Genomic DNA, 16,692 nt, shown 5'->3' on the forward strand with positions numbered 1-16,692 from the left:
GGCGGGGTGATGCGGCCCCGCTTGGGGGCCTGCTCTGGTTCCCCCCTATGCTCACACTGTGGTCGCGCCTCGTCGTCTGCCGCCCCCCCCCCCCCCCCCCCCCCCCCCCCCCCCCCCCCCCCTTCTCGCGTCCGTCCCGGGCTGCCGGCCCTTGCTCCGTTTCCCTTTCCCTACGCGATCGAGTCGAGCAGTTCTCCGGTTCGAACCGACGGAAGGGTCGCCGGGCGGCATCGGGCCGGCGTACGCACACCATTCACCGGGCCGTCACGACCTCTTCCTTTCTGTTGGGTTCTCTTGGAACACTCTGTTCGCTTCTGTTCCCCACACTCCAAGAGGCCCCTCACTCATGGCTGATATGAATCGGCGCCGGTTCTTCCAGATAGCCGGTGCGTCAGCGGGATTCGCCGCTCTCTCCGGCAGCATCAACCGGGCCGCCGCCATCCCCGCCCACCGTGCCTCCGGGACGATCAAGGATGTCGAGCACATCGTCGTCCTGATGCAGGAGAACCGTTCCTTCGACCACTACTTCGGTGCGCTGAAAGGCGTGCGGGGGTTCGGTGACCCGCGGCCCGTGACGCTGCCGAGCGGGAAGTCCGTCTGGCACCAGGCCGATGGGGCGGGCAAGGAGACCCTGCCGTTCCATCCGACCGCCGACGACTTGGGGATGCAGTTCCTCCAGGGCCTCAACCACGACTGGGCGGGCGGCCACCAGGCGTACAACGACGGGCGCTACGACCGTTGGGTTCCGGCCAAGACGCCGACGACGATGGCCTACCTGACCCGGGAGGACATCCCCTTCCACTACGCGCTCGCCGACCGCTTCACCGTGTGCGACGCCTACCACTGCTCGTTCATCGGGGCCACCGACCCGAACCGCTACTACCTCTGGTCCGGGCACACCGGCAACGACGGCACCGGCGGCGGGCCCGTCCTCGGGAACGAGGAGAAGGGCTACGGCTGGACGACGTACCCCGAGCGGCTGGAGGAGGCCGGGATCTCCTGGAAGATCTACCAGGACATCGGCGACGGTCTGGACGGACCCGGCGGCTGGGGCTGGATCGACGACGCCTACCGGGGCAACTACGGCGACAACTCGCTCCTCTACTTCGACAAGTACCGCAACGCCCAGCCCGGGAACCCGCTGTACGACAAGGCGCGCACGGGGACGAACGTGGCGGGCGGCGACGACTACTTCGACGAGATCGCCGCCGACGTCAAGAACGGGAAGCTGCCGCAGATCTCCTGGGTCGCCGCCCCGGAGGCCTTCACCGAGCACTCCAACTTCCCGTCGAACTACGGTGCCTGGTACATCGCCCGGCTCCTGGACGCGCTGACGTCCGACCCCGAGGTGTGGAGCCGGACCGCCCTCTTCATCACCTACGACGAGAACGACGGCTTCTTCGACCACGTCGTACCGCCCTACCCGCCGACCTCCGCGGACCAGGGCCTGTCCACGGCCGACACCTCCACCGAGGTGTACCCGGGCGGCTCCTCGTACGGCCCGGGTGTCTACGGGCTCGGCCCGCGCGTCCCGATGCTGGTCGTCTCGCCCTGGAGCACCGGCGGTTACGTCTGCTCCGAGACCTTCGACCACACCTCGGTGCTCCGCTTCATGGAGCAGCGCTTCGGGGTGCGCGAGCCGAACATCTCACCGTGGCGGCGTGCCATCTGCGGCGACCTGACCTCCGCCTTCGACTTCGCGTCCACCGAGCCTGCCCCCGGCGACCTGCCGGACACCGACGCCTACGAGCCGCCGGACCGCGAACGGCATCCCGACTACCGGCCCACCCCGCCCGCCGTCGGCTCGATGCCGAGGCAGGAGCAGGGCAGCCGCCCCGCCCGGCCGCTCCCGTACGCCCCGTACGTCGACTCCGTGGTCGACACCGGCACCGGGAAGATCGCGCTCACCTTCAGCCCGGGGACGGCGGCCGGCGCGCAGTTCTACGTCACCTCGGGCAACCGGACCGACGCCCCGTGGACGTACACCGCCGAGGCGGGCAGGACGATCGCCGACGCCTGGAACTCCTCCTACTCCGGCGGCACCCACGACCTCACGGTCCACGGCCCGAACGGCTTCCTCCGTACGTTCAGGAGCCCGGGTTCCACCGCAGGGCCCGAGGTCACCGCGCGCCACAACGACGGGAGCGGCAACCTCGACGTGACCCTCACCAATCCCGGCGACACCGAGGTCCGGCTCACGCTCTCCAACGCGGAGGCCTACGGGGGAGCGGAGCAGACGGTCACCGTCCGGCCCGGCGCCACGGTTTCGCGCACGATCGACCTGCGGTCCGGCAAGCGCTGGTACGACGTGTCCGTCACGGCCGAGGGCGACCCGGTCTTCCTGCGCCGCTTCGCCGGTCATGTCGAGACGGGGGCCGCCGGGGTCAGCGACCCGGCAACGGCCACGGCCACCGGCTGAGGGCCGGGAGCGGCTGCAGCGGAACGGCGGGCCCGGTCCGGGGGACGGTCCGGGCCCGCCGTTCCGTGCGGTGGGTGTGGTGGGTGGGGCGCGGGGTCAGACCGCTCCGCCGGTGCCTCCTCCGGCACCGGACGCGGCCTTGATCCCGCCGGTGATCTCGTCCAGGACGGACAGCTTCGGCGCGTCCTTGTTGATGTCGAACCCGGACCGGACCACGACGAGCATGTCCTCGGAGGCGGGGGAGGGGAACACCAGCGATTCCACGTAGCCGTCGTCGCCCTTCTCCGTCACCACCTTCCAGCGCACGACATAGCCCTTGCCGCCCGCCACCGTGACGGCCTCGGACTTCAGCTCCTCGTGCGAGGTGATCTCCCCGTAGCTCTTGCCGCCGTAGGACTCCTCGGCGTTGGCCTCGATGTCCTTCCTTGCCGCCTCTTCCGGTGTCGCCGCGGTGAGCTTCATCGCAGCCGCGGGGGCCGAGAACACTCCGCCGCGCACACAGGTCTCGGCGGTGTCGCCGGGGCAGGCGTGCTCGCCCGTGGTCAGTCCGGCGCCGACCGCCCCTGACGTCCCCTTCCACCCGTCGGGCACCGGAAGGCTGATCCCGGCGGCCAGGTCCGTGGCGAAGCCCGGCTCGGTCGGCGGCAGCTGCTCGCCCGGCCCCTGGCCTCCGCCGTTCTCCCCGTCGTTCCCCTCGCCGCCCCTTCCGCCGTCCTTCCCGTCGCCGTCCGGTGCGCCCGGCAGGTCGGGGGCGGCGGACGGCGAGGAGGCAGCGGTGTCCGGCCGGCCGCCCCCGTCCTCGCCCAGCAGATACACGCCGCCCCCGATGGCGGCGAGCACCACCGCGCCGACGGTCACGCCGACGCCGATGCGGATCCCGCGACGGCGCGCCGCGCCGGGCGACGCGCGGACATGGCCGGTCCACTGCGCTCCGTCCCACCAACGTTCCTGAGCGGGGCCTTTGCCTGAGTGCCCGGGGTCTGGATGCCAGCCGGGCGGGGTCATCTGGGTCACGGGGGAACCTTATGCGGATCGGGTGAGAATCACATGAACTGCTCGCACTCGCGTCCCGGTGTACGCCTGCCCGTTTGCCTGCTTGCCTCGGCCTCGGGTCAGGGTTCGATCAGTCCGGCCCGGATCGCGTAGCGCGTGAGTTCCAGGCGGTCCTTCAGGCCGAGCTTCTGGAGCAGGTTGGCGCGGTGCCGTTCCACCGTCTTGACGCTGATGACGAGCAGCTCGGCGATCTCCTTCGAGGAGTGGCCCTCGGCGACCAGCTTGAGGATCTCCTCCTCGCGCTCCGTGATGGTCCGCGCCGGCAGGTCCTCGCCGTCCTTGGCCCGGTCGAGGAAGTTGCGGATGAGCGCGGTCACCGCGCCCGGGTAGAGGAACGGCTCGTCGCGCATCGCCGCGCGGCAGGCCTCCACCAGGTCCCGGTCCGCGACCGACTTGAGGACGTATCCGGCCGCCCCCGCCTTCAACGCCTCGAAGAAATACTGCTCGTTGTCGTACATCGTGAGCATCAGGATGCGCAGTCCCGGCATGACCCGGGACAGTTCGCGCGCCGCCTGGAGGCCGGTGAGGCGAGGCATGGCGATGTCCAGGATGACCAGGTCGGGCCGTTCGCTGCGGGCCATCTCGATGGCCTCGGCACCGTCGCCGGCCTCGGCTACGACCGTCAGGTCCGGTTCGCCGTCCAGGATCAGCCGGACGCCGCGACGTACGAGGGCGTGGTCGTCCGCCAGCAGGATGCGGGTCGGGGCGGCGGCGCCCCTGGAAGGCGTGGCGATGGACGGTGAGGTGGGCATGTTCACTGGCTTCCGTTGCTTCCGTTGCTTCCGTTGCTTCCGTTCGGGACGGGCACATCCAGGCGTACTTCGGTGCCGCCCTGCGGACCGGGACCGAGGAAGACGTCGGCGCCGATCAGCAGGGCGCGTTCCCGCATCCCGCGCAGGCCGGCCCCCTCCGGGGCGTCCCCGAGGCCGCGGCCGTCGTCGCGGATCCGTAGCTCCACCCCGCCGGGGCTGCGCCGCAGCGACAGTTCGAGCCGGGTGGCGCGGGCGTGCCGGACCGTGTTGGTGAGGGCTTCCTGCGCGATCCGGTAGACGACCAGTTCGGCCTCGGCGCCCAACTCGGGCAGGTCCTTTCCCATCTGGCGGCGGATCGTCAGTCCGTCCGGCTTCGGGGTCTCGGTGATCAGCGCCGTCAGCGCGCTCACCAGGCCGAGTTCCTCCAGCACCCCGGGCCGCAGCCGGCGCGCGATCCGGCGGATCTCGTCCAGCGACCCCCGGGTGATCTCCTGGACCTGCCGCAACTCGCCGCGCAGCGGCTCCGGGGCATGGTCGGCCACCCGCTTCAGCTCCAGCAGCACGGCGGTCAGCGTCTGCCCGACCTCGTCGTGCAGCTCCTGCGCCACCCGGCGGCGCTCGGCCTCCTGCGCGGAGAGGGCGCGGGCACTGCTGGTGGCGCGCTCGGCCTCCAGCCGGTCCAGCATCATGTTGAACGTCTCGATCAGCGCGGCGATCTCACCGTGCCCGGCGACCTCGGGGCGCGGGCTCGGACGCAGCAGATCGGTGGTCGTCATCGCGCGGGTGACCCGCTGGAGCGGGAAGAGACCGAGCCGGAGCAGGGCCGCGTTGGCCGCGAGCATGAACGCGATGCCGCCGGTCAGGATCATCGCCTCGGTCAGCAGGACCGGGGTGGAGATGGTGATCGGCCCGAGCAGGAGCAGGGCGCCGGCCGCGACCAGCACGGCGGCGTTGAGCAGGAAGATCCGCCAGAACAGGGACACGGTCGAACGGCTCCTTCGGAGGGTCGGGTCGAGCGGGCGCGCTGACAGCCTCCACTATCGCTGCTACGGGGAGACCCCCTACGTATCGCTGCTACATGGTGCGCGCCCCCGGATATGGGTGCTGTCCCCGATGGTCCCCGGAGGCACTCCCCGCCGACCATGAGGTCCAGAGCCCCGGGGGGCCCTGCCCCGTGCCGCACCGCGGGGGCCGGTGCTTCGGGCGCCGGGAGGGTTTCCGTACCGGGAGGGAGACATCATGCCCACGTACGACGAGCGGCTGCGTGATCTGGAGGAGCGGCTGCGTCACGACGATCCCGGGTTCGCCGAGGCGATGTCCGGCGGCACTCCGCGCCCCCCGCGCGAGTACCGCCACCGCAACGCCTGGCTGTGGCTCGCCGCCGGGCTCGCCGTACTGGGCATCGGCATCGCCGTGGGCCACGGTCTCCTGATCGCCGCAGGACTCGTCGTGTCCGGCGCGGCCCAGCACCTCGTCGACCCGCAGCGCGGTCGCCTGCACGGGCGGGACATCCCCAGCACCCGATAGCCCCCGCCGTCCCGCGGCCCTGATCCCGGCGGTGCCCGCATGCACCGCCCGCCCCATCGGCCCCCTTCCGGCCGGTGCGCAGGCCCCGTCCGGATCTCCGGGCGGGCCTTCGCACGTCCGGGACGAGCCGATGCGGTTGAGGTCCGACCACATGCTCGGTGTGACATAGGCTGCATGTCCGGATCCGGCCGAGCCAGGGAGTGACGGATGCCCGTCGAATGGCAGCCCGTGCAGCAGTCCCGTACCCATGAGCTCGTGCTGCGCAGCATCGAGGAACGGGTCATCGCCGGAGAGCTCCGGGCCGGTGACCGGCTGCCCCCCGAACGCGAACTGGCTCCGGTGCTCGGCGTCAGCCGCTCCGCCCTGCGTGAGGCGCTCCGGGTGCTGGAGACCATCGGCGTCCTGGTGGCCCAGCCCGGTCGGGGCCCCGACGCCGGAGCCCGGATCGTGCGCAACCCGGACGACGCCCTGGGCAGGCTGCTCCGGCTGCATTTCGCCCTCGGCAGCTACAGCCTCCACGACGTTCTGGAGGCCCGGGTGGTCCTGGAGCGGTCCAGCTTCGAGGCCGCCGCCTGCCACGCGCCCGTCGAGGACCTCGACGAGGCGGAGGAGCTGGTGGCGGGCATGGCGGAGCCGGGGATCACCGTGAGCACCTTCAACGATCTGGACACCCGCTTCCATGTGCTCATCGCCCGCAGCTCCGGCAACGCCCTCACCTCCACGCTGACCTCCGCCGTACGCGAGTCCGTTCGGCCGCTGATCCTGCGCGCCCTGGAGGCCGCCGAGGACTGGCCGGCCACCGCCCGCGCCCTCAACGCCGAGCATCGGACGCTCCTCACCCTGGTACGGGAGGGGAGCGGCCCGGAGGCCGCGGACCTGGTGGAGTGGCATATCCGGGGTTTCCACGGGACGTTGGTGAAGGGGCCGGACGCGCCGTAAGGCCGGCCGCCGGGGCCGACCCCCGTATGCCGACAGCCTGCCCCGGCGACTCCCGTACCCCGGCGGCGGACCCGGGTCCGACTTCCGAACGGCACACACCCTCGGACGTTCCCTTCAGCGGCCCGTACCTAGTATGGTCCGACCATAGAAACCTCATGGTGAAACGCGACGGACACCTGGCCGCCGCGCCCCACCCGACCGGGGAGGCCCCATGCGCATCGGACTCTTCGCCACCTGTCTGGGAGACACGCTCTTCCCCGACGCGGTGAAGGCCACCGCGATCCTGCTCACGCGCCTGGGCCACGACGTGGTGTTCCCGCCGGGCCAGACCTGCTGCGGGCAGATGCACATCAACACCGGCTACCAGCGCGAACCCGTGCCCCTGGTACGCAACTTCGCGGACAGGTTCGGCGACGCCTCGATCGAGGCGGTCGTGATGCCGTCCGGCTCGTGCGCCGGTTCCGTCCGGCACCAGCACCGGATCGTCGCCGACCGCTACGGGGACGCCGCGCTCCGCGCCGGCGTGGAGACCGTCTCCGCGAAGACGTACGAGCTCTCCGAACTCCTCGTGGACGTCCTCGGCGTCACCCAGGTCGGCGCGTACTTCCCGCACCGGGTCACGTACCACCCCACCTGTCACTCGCTGCGGATGCTCCGCGTCGGCGACAAGCCCCTCCAACTCCTGCGCGAGGTCGAGGGCATCGACCTCGTCGAGCTGCCCGGAGCCGAATCCTGCTGCGGATTCGGCGGCACCTTCGCGCTCAAGAACGCCGGGACGTCCACCGCGATGCTCCACGACAAGACGGACAGCATCACGGCCACCGGGGCGGAGGTGTGCACCGCAGGCGACTCCTCCTGCCTGATGCACATCGGCGGCGGGCTCTCCCGGATCCGCTCCGGAACGCGCACTCTGCACCTCGCCCGGATCCTCGCCGCGACCCGCACCACGCCCGACGCCCTCACGGAGGCCTCCGTATGAGTACGTTCCTCGGCATGCCCGCCCCGCCGCCCCGCCCCCCCCCCGGCACCGGAAACCTCCGCGGCGACCAGGCCTTCCCCCGCGCCGCCCACGACGAACTGGGCAACGACCAGCTCCGCCGCAACCTCGGCCGCGCCACCAGCACGATCCGCGCCAAACGCCTGCACGTCACCGGCGAACTCCCCGACTGGGAAGCCCTGCGCGACGCCGGTTCCGCCATCAAGACCGACACCATGAACCGGCTGCCCGAGCTGCTCGAACAACTGGAGCGCAAGGTCACCGAGCGCGGCGGCACCGTCCACTGGGCCCGCGACGCCGCCGAGGCCAACGAGATCGTCGCCCGGCTCGTGAAAGCCACGGGGAGCGACGAGGTCGTCAAGGTCAAGTCGATGGCCACTCAGGAGATCGGACTCAACGAGCATCTGGAGTCCGTCGGCATCACCCCGTACGAGACCGACCTCGCCGAACTCATCGTCCAGCTCGCCCACGACAAGCCCTCGCACATCCTGGTCCCCGCGATCCACCGCAACCGGGACGAGATCCGGCAGATCTTCCTCGACCGGATCCCCGGCGTCGACCCGGAGCTGGACAACGTCCCCGCCCACCTCGCCGCCGCCGCGCGCGGCTACCTCCGCGAGAAGTTCCTGACCGCGAAGGTCGCCGTCTCCGGCGCCAACTTCGGTATCGCGGAGACCGGCACGCTGGCCGTCGTCGAGTCCGAGGGCAACGGGCGCATGTGCCTGACCCTGCCCGACACCCTCATCACCGTGATGGGCATCGAGAAGGTCCTCCCGCGCTACCAGGACCTGGAGGTCTTCCTCCAGCTCCTGCCCCGCTCCTCGACGGGGGAGCGGATGAACCCCTACACCTCCCTGTGGACCGGGGTGACGCCCGGCGACGGCCCGCGCGACTTCCACCTGGTCCTCCTCGACAACGGACGCACCGCCGCCCTCGCCGACACGATCGGACGCGCGGCCCTCAACTGCATCCGCTGCTCCGCCTGCCTCAACGTCTGCCCGGTGTACGAGCGGACCGGCGGCCACGCCTACGGATCGACGTACCCCGGACCCATCGGCGCGGTCCTCACCCCGCAACTGGCCGGCATGCACGCGGCGAAGGACGACCCGAACAGCTCCCTGCCGTACGCCTCCAGCCTCTGCGGGGCCTGCTTCGACGCCTGCCCGGTGAAGATCGACATTCCGTCGCTGCTGGTGGAGTTGCGCCACCAGCACACCGAACAGACCGGCGTCACAACGGAGAAGCTGGCGATGAAGGCGGCCGCCGCCGTGATGCGCCGCCCGGGTCTCTACACCACCGCGCAGAAGGCGTCGGGCCTCGGCCGCGTCGTCGCCGGACGCGACGGCACGATCTCCCGGCTGCCCCCGCCGTTCAGCGGCTGGAGCGACAGCCGCGACACGGCGGCCCCGCCCCGGGAGACCTTCCGGTCCTGGTTCGCCTCCGACGAGGGCAGGGCCGCCCTGCGGGCCGCGGCCACCGAGGCGAACAGTGCCCGGGCCGAGGAGAACAGCGACCACGACGAGAAGGACGCGACATGAACAGCGCCCGCGACACCGTGCTGGGCCGGATCCGTGACGCCCTCGCCCTGGCCCCGACACCCGCCGTCGCCGTCCCGCGCGACCACCGCACCGGCCGCGTCCTGCCCGACGACGAACGCCTCGCCCTCTTCACCGATCGGCTCCTCGACTACAAGGCGGGCGTGCACCCCTGTACGGCGGACCGCACCGCCGACATCGTCGGCGAGGTCCTGCGGGAGCACGGTGTGCGCCGCGTCGGTGTGCCGGCCGGACTGGACGGGCGCTGGCTCGACGGATACGAGGGCGAGGTGCGGCAGGACGACGCCGATGTCTCGCCCTCGCAACTCGACGCCCTGGACGCGGTGGTGACCGCCTCGGCGGCCGGCTGCGCGGAGACCGGCACGATCTTCCTGGACGGTTCGCCCGGTCAGGGCCGCCGGGCGTTGTCCCTCGTCCCGGATCTGCACGTGTGCGTCGTCGACCTCTCCACCGTCGAGGCGGGCGTGCCGGAGGCGGTGGCGCGCCTGGTGCCCGAACGGCCGACGACGCTCATCAGCGGGCCGTCCGCCACCTCCGACATCGAGCTGGAGCGGGTGGAGGGCGTCCATGGGCCCCGCACACTGGTGGTGGTGATCCGCACGGACGCGTGAGGCGTAGGGCCCCGGGGAGCCTCTAGCCGTGATCGACCGTCACCGTGCTCCGGCCGAAGGCGATCCGCGTCAGCGCCCCGTCCTCCGCCCAGCGCACCTCCACCGTGCCACCGGCCACCTCCACCCGGTCCACCACCTCGTCCAACTCCCCATCCGACGTCCCGTCCGATCTCCCGTCCGACGCCCCGTCCGACGCCCCGTCCGACAGGGCGGCTTCCGGATCGGCGGTGAGGGAGGCGAGGGCGGCCAGCACCACCGTGCCGGTCACCTCGGCGGCTAGCCGGGGCACGGTCACCCAGCGTGCGAACGCCGTTCCCTGCGGAGCCCGTACGTCCTCGGGCACTCCCCAGCCGTGCAGCCCTCGCAACCGCGAACGCACCGCACCGCCGGGGTCGGTCGCCCAGCCCGTGAGCTCGGCCCGCGCCCCGTCCGGCGCGCCCAGCACCCGGTGCACCCGCAGTTCGTGGCGGCCCCGCGCCACGGTCACGCTCTCCACCCGCAGCCCGGGGACGGCGGACGGGCCCGCCGGAAACACAGGCAGATGCCACGAGGCCGCCCAGCCCCAGCCGTCGCCGTGCCCCGCACCGAGCGGATGGATACGCCGCCGAGCGCTGCGCGCCCCGTCGACCGTCACCGACAGATGGTTGTCCGCCGCGTTCGCCGCCGAGGTGGGACCGGTCACGGTGGAGTAGGCGAGCCGCGCGTAGTGCGGGTCCTCGTCGGCCGCAGACTCGCCCTCGTCCGGACGGACATGGTCGCTGCCGTGGTTGTGCAGCCGCACCACGCCGTCCGCCCGCGTCGACTGCACCAGAAAGCCCGCCGCCTGCACGGACACCACCCGGTCGGGGCCCTCGCTCGGAGCCGCCTCCTCCGGCGACACCCACAAAGGATGCTCGGCGGGAGCCAGGAGCGTCACGAAAGCCTTCGACGCCCAATAAGGGGACGCGGGACCGGAATAGGACTGTAGCGTCGCCGCGTGCGGGCCGTGCCAGCCGAGGCTCAGCAGCCCGTCGTCCCCGACCGCGCCGCGCTCCAGGAAGTACCGCAGCGACCCGCTGGCCACGCGCCGGGACGCCCCCGGAGTGAGCGGCGTATGCCCGGTCACCGCGCCCAGACCCACCCCCGCGCCCGCCGCGAAGCGGTAGGTCAGCGAGCGCCCGAAGTGCAGCGGGGCCCCGTCGCCGCCGAACATCAGCGAGAAGCTCTCCAGATGCTCGCGCAGCCGGGCCCCGTGGCGCGCCGACTCCTCTTCGTCGCCCGCGAGATGGGCATCCAGCAGCGGATACAGGTGCAGCGCCCAGCCGTTGTAGTGGTCGAAGGCGCGCCCGTCCCCGTCGGCGTACCAGCCGTCGCCCCGGTACCAGCCCTCCAGCAGCTCCAGCGCCCGCTCCCGGGCCCGCGCGGTCTCCGCGTCGCCCCGGCCCACCGACTCCAGGAACCCGGCGACGGTGTACGGGAAGAGGTACCAGTTGTTGCCCGCCGGAACGTGCCGCAGCGCGCCCCGCAGCCAGTGCTCCGCCCGGTCCTGTACGTCGGAGGCCAGCCGGTCCCAGAGCCAGGGCCGGGTGAGCCGCAGACCGAGGGCGACCGACGCGGACTCCACCATGGGCTGCCCCTGTACATGGTGGTCGAGGATCAGCGGCCAGGACTCCGCGTCGTCCCGGCCCGGTGTCCGCGTACCGGCGTCGAGCCCGTCCGAGTACCGCTCCAGCAGACCGTTCGGGTCCTTGCCGCCCGCCCCCGCGACCCGGAAACCGGCCGCCAGGAACGTACGCGCGTACCCCTCAAGGCCGTCGGAGCGGACGCCGGAGTGCGACGGGAGCCCGGGCAGGTCGAGCCTCGCGCCGCCCGGGGTGGCCCACCTCCAGGCGGCGTCCAGCATGCCGTCGGCGGCCGCCTCCCAGTGGGCTCGGGTGTACCCGGTGTACGGGCTCGACGCACGGTCTTCCGGGGGGAGTACGAGGCGGGCACCAGCGGAGACGGTCATGCGGGAATCCTGATCGAGTGATCGAAGAGGGTCAATGGATCGATCAGGAGCGGGCTGAATCGATCAAACGCTCATCAGGGCGTAGGGAGGAGGCCCCGGCACCTGGCCGCCCGCCAGAAAATCGGTGCGCTTAGCATCTTTCCCGACATGGACACCATCAGCCTCTGGCAACTGGTCGCCCTCGCGGCGGCATCCACCCTCGTCGGCTTCTCCAAAACGGCCGTCAGCGGTGCCAATACGATCAGCCTCGCGGTATTCGCGGCCGTCCTCCCGGCTCGCGAATCGACCGGAGTGCTGCTTCCGATCCTCATCGTCGGCGACCTCCTCGCCGTGCTCGTCTACCGCCGCCACGCCCACTGGCCCACTCTGCTCCGGCTGTTCCCCGCCGTCGCGGTGGGCGTGGTGGCCGGCACCGTGTTCCTGCTGTGGGCCGATGACGCGGCGGTCCGCACCTCCATCGGCGCGATCCTGCTGTTCATGACCGGCGTCACCCTGTGGCGCCGCCGGCTCGCGGAGAAGGTCGCGCAAGGGGAGGACGAAACCGCAACCGAAGAGGACGAAACCGCCACCGAAAGCGAAGCCGGCAGTGGCACCGGCCGGACCGCCGCGCGCGGCTACGGCGTTCTCGGCGGGTTCACCACGATGGTCGCCAACGCCGGCGGACCGGTGATGTCGCTGTACCTGCTCTCGGCCGGCTTCCGCAAGCTCGGCTTCCTCGGCACCTCGGCCTGGTTCTTCCTGATCCTGAACGTGTCCAAGGTGCCGTTCAGCGTGGGCCTCGGCCTGATCGACGCCCGCTCCCTGCTGCTCGACGCCTGCCTGGTGCTGTTCGTCCTGCCCGGCGCCTACCTGGGCCGCGTGTGCGTCGACCGGATCAACCAGAAGGTCTTCGACCGGATCGTCATCGGCGCGACGGTGGTCGGCGGACTCCAACTGCTGCTCATCTGAGGCCGCCCGGCCACCTGGCCACCCCCGGAAACCCGGCTTGCCGGCCACCTGCCTACCCGGCCCCTGGCCTCCCCGTATCAGGGAAGCAGCAGCCAGTCCGCTCCCACGGCGGCCAGCAGCCCCGTCCCCAGCAGCCAGCTGGCCAGCCGGGTGCGACCGTTCCGGCTCAGCTCGATCACCACTCCGCACAGGATGAGCGCGAGCCCGTAGACGCCGACGACGAGCACCGATGAGCGGCTCGCGATGCGCAGCCCGAGCACGAGGGCCATCGCCGCCATGCCCACCGAGGAGAGGACGATCCGCAGCCGCCGGGCCTGGCGCGGGGTGAGTCTCTTCCCGCCCTGCCCGTCCGGCGCGTCGAGTTCACCGCTCTCCGCCCCCGACGCTGCCCCGGTCGCCGACTCCGCCCCGGTCTCCGTCTCCGCGGCGGTGTCGGCTATGGGAACGTCGGCGTCCCCGCGCTGGTCCTGGTCCTGATCCTGGTCAGAAGTGCTCATGGAGCCGGATCGTAGTTGCTGCGCGCAGCCCAGGTCCCCGGACCCGGGCCTTCCGCCCCGGACCGTCCCGTGCCCGTCCCGGGCACCGCCCTTCGGGCTACCCGCGCAGGCGGGGCGCCTCGGCCGCCGCGTCGACCGTCGGGCCCGACTCGACCCGGCCCGCCAACTCCCTCGCCCAGTCGCACAGTGCGGCGACCGTGATCCCGTACGGACCGGACCCGGCGAACGGGGCGAGCGCCCCCGCGCCCCGGCGCAGCAGCCGCGCCCCGCCCGCGGTGTTGCCCCGCGCGGAATGGGTCAGCCCCACCGCGAGCTGGGCCAGCCCCCGCCAGAGTTCGCGTTCGTCCTCCGGTCCCGACTTCCAGGCGTCCTCGAAGACCTCGTGCGCGTGGAACGGCATCCCCGCGTCCAGCAGTCGCTGTGCCTCCCGGAGCGTCTCCGCGGGCGTGCGGACGACGCCCTCCGGCTGTCGTTCGACGCCGGGCGTCCCGTACGGCAGGGGGCGCCCCAGCCCGTCACGGGGGCGCGCGTTGCGCGCCCGGCCCTCGTCGTCCCGGTCTCTGCGCGTCTCGTTCACTACTCGATTGTGCCCCGCACCTGCAAGGAATCGTGCGAACCCTGTCGGCGAGCACCCGCGCACGACTAGGCTCGACCGTCGAGAAGACTGCCTCTGTGGGAAGGGTGGGCATGAAGCCGTCCCGGCCGTTGTACGAGCGTGAACCGGAACTCGCCGCCGCTGCCGAGGCGGTGGACGCCCTGTGCGGTGCGCAGGCCGTCGGCGGGCTCCTGGTCTTCAGCGGGGAGGCGGGGATCGGCAAAACCGCGTTGCTCGCCGAGATCCGGGCGATGGCCGCCGACCGCTGCACCGTGTGGTCCGCCAGGGGAGGCGAGACCGTCACCTCCGTACCGTTCCACGTCGTACGGCAGTTGCTGCAGCCCGCCCTCGACCAGTTCCCGCCGGACGAGACCCGGGCCCTGTTCGGCGACTGGTACGAGACCACCGCCCCCGCTCTGGGGCTGGCCGAGCCGAGCGGCCCGCAGCCCGACCCGCAGGGTGTGCGCGACGGCCTGGACTTCGTCGTCGGCCGGCTCGCCTCCCGGCTCAGCCACCGGCCGCTGCTGCTCATCGTGGACGACGCCCACTGGGCGGACGGTGAATCCCTCGCCTGGCTCGCCTCGTTCACCGCCCGCCTCGGCGAACTCCCGGTTCTGGTGGTGCAGGCCCACCGCCCGCAGGAACTGGCCGAACGGAACGCCAACTACGTCGCCGACCGGGAGGCCGAGCGCGGCTTCGGCGGCGAGGGCACGGTGACCCGGGTCGCCCTGCGGGCCCTGACCCCGGACGCCACCGCCGTACTGGTCCGCGCGGGCCTCGGAGACCACGCCGACGACCCGTTCTGCCGCGAGGTGTGGGCCGTCACCGGAGGCAACCCGTACGAGGCGGTCGAGCTGGTCGCCAAGGTCCAGGACCGCGAACTGCCGCCGGTGGAGGAATCGGCGGGCGAACTGCGCGAGCTCGGCGCGTCCGCCCGGGGCAGCGGGCTCGTCGCCCGGCTGGAGCGGCTCGGCACGAACGCCAACCGGTTCGCCTGGGCCGCAGCCGTCCTCGGCACCGACATCTCCCAGGAACTGGCCGCCACGCTCGCCGGAATGAGCTCGGCGGAGGCCGCCGACTGCACGGCCCGGCTGCGCGACGCCCGTATCGTCAGCGGCTTCGACCCGCTGGAGTTCGTCCACCCGCTGATCGCGACCGCCGTCTACCGCTCGATCCCGCCGGCCACCCGCACCGCCATGCACGGGCGCGCCGCCTGGGCGATCACCCGGGCCGGCCTCGGCGCCGCCGCGGCCTCCCGGCACCTCCTGGAGGTGCACCCGGACGACGACCAGGAACTGGTCGCGCAGTTGCGGGAAGCCGCCGGCCAGCATCTCGCCGTCGGCGCGCCCGAAGCGGCAAGGCGCTGCCTGGAACGCGCCCTGGAGGAGCCGCCGCGCCCCAAGGACCGGGCCGTCCTGCTGTACGAGCTGGGCTGCGCCACCCTGCTGAGTTCCCCGCCCACCACGGTCCAGCACCTGCGCGCCGCCCTCGACATGCCGGGGCTCGACGACGGGCTGCGGGTCGACGCCACCTTCCGGCTCGCCGCCGCGCTCGCCCACAACAACCAGCTCAAGGACGCGGCGCTGTCGCTGGCCGCCGAGGCCGCGCGCACCGCACCCGGCCCCGGGCTGATGCGGCTGCAGGCCGCGCACTTCATGTGGGAGGGCATGCAGGCCGCCGAGGACGACGGTCCGGCGCGCTCCCGGCGGCTCACCCGCAACGCCGACCACCTCAAGGGCCGCGACAACTCCGAACGGGCCCTGCTCACCCTGCGCGCCTTCGACGCCATGCTGCGCGGCGAGAACGCCCAGCTCATCGTCGACCTCTGCGAACGCGCCCTGATCGACGGCAGCCCCGCCCGGGGCCTCGGCTGGACCGACTCCGAGTGGGGCTTCGAGCTGCCCACCATGGTCGGCATCGCCTACACCTTCGTCGACCAGCTGGACCGTGCCGAGAGCCTCTTCGGCGAAGCGGTCCGGGCCTTCGAGATCTCCGGCTGGAGCGGCGCCCACCTGGCCTTCGCCCACACCCTGCTCGGCATGGTCCACCGTCGGCGCGGCCGCCTCGCCGAGGCCGAGGGCTTCCTGCGCGAAGGGCTCCGCCTCGCCGACCGCGTCGGCTCCGGCCTGCCCGTGCACTGGGACGCGGCCTGCCTGCTCATCGACACCCTGCTGGCCCGCGGCCGCACCGACGAGGCACGCAAGATCGCCGACCGGTACGACTTCGGCCCGCCCTACCCCAGCGCCATGGTGCTGCCCGACGGACCGTGCGTGCGGGGCCGCCTGCTGCTGGCCGAGGGCCGCAAGGAGGAGGCGATCGCCGAGCTGGAAGCGGCGGGCGCCGCCCTGGAGCCGCGCGAACGCTTCAACGGCATCTGGGCCCCGTGGGCCGGCGACCTGGCGCGGGCCCTGGCCGACGTCGACCCGGCCCGCGCGGCGCACCTCGCCGCCCGGAACCGGGTCCACGCCGAACGCTTCGGCACACCCACCGCCCTGGGCGAGGCCCTGCGCTGCGTCGCCCTCTTCGCACCCCCGGAGCGGTCCGCGCAACTGCTCGCCGAGGCGGTGGGACACCTGGAGAAGTCCTCCTCCGCCTACGAGCACGCCCTCGCCCGGGTCGACTACGGCATCGCGATCGGTTCGCACCGGGAGCTGGCCCGGGCCCAGAAGCAGGCCATGGCCTGCGGGGCCGAGGGGCTGGCCGCGCGCCCCCCCCCCCCCCCCCGGGGGGGGGGCGGGCGGGGGGGGGGGGGGGGTTTTTTTTGGGGGGCCCCCCCCCCCCCCCGGCCGGGCGCCGCGGGGGGCGGGGGGG

Annotated in this window: 14 protein-coding genes; 8 read left to right on the forward strand and 6 right to left on the reverse strand. The window is 72.6% G+C overall.

The genetic code is table 11. The features are described 5' to 3' along the window. The first annotated feature begins 346 nt into the window (after window positions 1-346). Complete coding sequence (locus tag JS521_RS25270) at window positions 347-2,419, forward strand: phosphocholine-specific phospholipase C (protein WP_205085234.1); 2,073 nt, start codon at window positions 347-349, stop codon at window positions 2,417-2,419. A gap of 96 nt (window positions 2,420-2,515) precedes the next feature. On the opposite strand, the gene JS521_RS25275 is transcribed toward JS521_RS25270, so the two are convergent. From JS521_RS25275 to JS521_RS25285, 3 genes are all read right to left on the reverse strand, one after another. Then, on the reverse strand, window positions 2,516-3,424 hold the full coding sequence (locus JS521_RS25275; RefSeq protein WP_205085247.1) for a DUF2510 domain-containing protein: 909 nt from the start codon (window positions 3,422-3,424) through the stop codon (window positions 2,516-2,518). 107 nt (window positions 3,425-3,531) lie between these two features. Next, the gene (locus JS521_RS25280; RefSeq protein WP_205085235.1) at window positions 3,532-4,224 is read right to left on the reverse strand and encodes a response regulator; all 693 of its coding nucleotides are present in this window, start codon (window positions 4,222-4,224) and stop codon (window positions 3,532-3,534) included. Window positions 4,225-4,226: 2 nt separating this feature from the next. After that, window positions 4,227-5,207, reverse strand: a complete 981-nt coding sequence (locus tag JS521_RS25285) for a HAMP domain-containing sensor histidine kinase (RefSeq protein WP_205085236.1) — start codon at window positions 5,205-5,207, stop codon at window positions 4,227-4,229. 256 nt (window positions 5,208-5,463) lie between these two features. Between JS521_RS25285 and JS521_RS25290 the strand changes: the two genes are divergently transcribed. The 5 genes from JS521_RS25290 to JS521_RS25310 all read left to right on the forward strand — a co-directional run bounded on the left by JS521_RS25290 (window position 5,464) and on the right by JS521_RS25310 (window position 9,854). Further along, window positions 5,464-5,751, forward strand: a complete 288-nt coding sequence (locus JS521_RS25290; RefSeq protein ID WP_205085237.1) for a DUF3040 domain-containing protein — start codon at window positions 5,464-5,466, stop codon at window positions 5,749-5,751. Window positions 5,752-5,958: 207 nt separating this feature from the next. Next, a complete protein-coding gene (locus tag JS521_RS25295; RefSeq protein ID WP_205085238.1) occupies window positions 5,959-6,690 on the forward strand; it encodes a FadR/GntR family transcriptional regulator in 732 nt (243 codons plus the stop codon). A gap of 211 nt (window positions 6,691-6,901) precedes the next feature. Then, window positions 6,902-7,669 carry a (Fe-S)-binding protein gene (locus JS521_RS25300; protein ID WP_205085239.1) on the forward strand — a complete coding sequence of 256 codons (768 nt, stop codon included), beginning with the start codon at window positions 6,902-6,904 and terminating at the stop codon, window positions 7,667-7,669. Then, window positions 7,666-9,225 (forward strand): LutB/LldF family L-lactate oxidation iron-sulfur protein, encoded by a 1,560-nt coding sequence (locus tag JS521_RS25305; protein WP_205085240.1) that lies wholly within the window; start codon window positions 7,666-7,668, stop codon window positions 9,223-9,225. Before JS521_RS25300 ends, JS521_RS25305 begins: the two co-directional genes overlap by 4 nt. Continuing rightward, a complete protein-coding gene (locus JS521_RS25310; RefSeq protein ID WP_205085241.1) occupies window positions 9,222-9,854 on the forward strand; it encodes a LutC/YkgG family protein in 633 nt (210 codons plus the stop codon). The genes JS521_RS25305 and JS521_RS25310 overlap by 4 nt, the downstream gene beginning before the upstream one ends. A 22-nt stretch (window positions 9,855-9,876) precedes the next feature. On the opposite strand, the gene JS521_RS25315 is transcribed toward JS521_RS25310, so the two are convergent. Next, window positions 9,877-11,841 carry a DUF2264 domain-containing protein gene (locus tag JS521_RS25315; protein WP_205085242.1) on the reverse strand — a complete coding sequence of 655 codons (1,965 nt, stop codon included), beginning with the start codon at window positions 11,839-11,841 and terminating at the stop codon, window positions 9,877-9,879. 147 nt (window positions 11,842-11,988) lie between these two features. On the opposite strand from JS521_RS25315, the gene JS521_RS25320 reads away from it, so the two are divergent. Continuing rightward, on the forward strand, window positions 11,989-12,789 hold the full coding sequence (locus JS521_RS25320) for a sulfite exporter TauE/SafE family protein (RefSeq protein WP_205085243.1): 801 nt from the start codon (window positions 11,989-11,991) through the stop codon (window positions 12,787-12,789). Window positions 12,790-12,866: 77 nt separating this feature from the next. Here JS521_RS25320 and JS521_RS25325 read toward each other — a convergent pair whose 3' ends face one another. After that, the gene (locus tag JS521_RS25325) at window positions 12,867-13,286 is read right to left on the reverse strand and encodes a hypothetical protein (protein ID WP_205085244.1); all 420 of its coding nucleotides are present in this window, start codon (window positions 13,284-13,286) and stop codon (window positions 12,867-12,869) included. Window positions 13,287-13,383: 97 nt separating this feature from the next. Continuing rightward, window positions 13,384-13,863, reverse strand: coding sequence for a DUF309 domain-containing protein (locus JS521_RS25330; RefSeq protein WP_205085246.1), 480 nt, complete (start codon window positions 13,861-13,863; stop codon window positions 13,384-13,386). Window positions 13,864-13,973: 110 nt separating this feature from the next. On the opposite strand from JS521_RS25330, the gene JS521_RS25335 reads away from it, so the two are divergent. After that, window positions 13,974-16,692 (forward strand): ATP-binding protein (locus JS521_RS25335; protein WP_239487812.1); only part of this gene is annotated, 2,719 nt, incomplete at its 3' end.

Source organism: Streptomyces durocortorensis (assembly GCF_016901035.1).
Lineage (GTDB): Bacteria > Actinomycetota > Actinomycetes > Streptomycetales > Streptomycetaceae > Streptomyces > Streptomyces durocortorensis.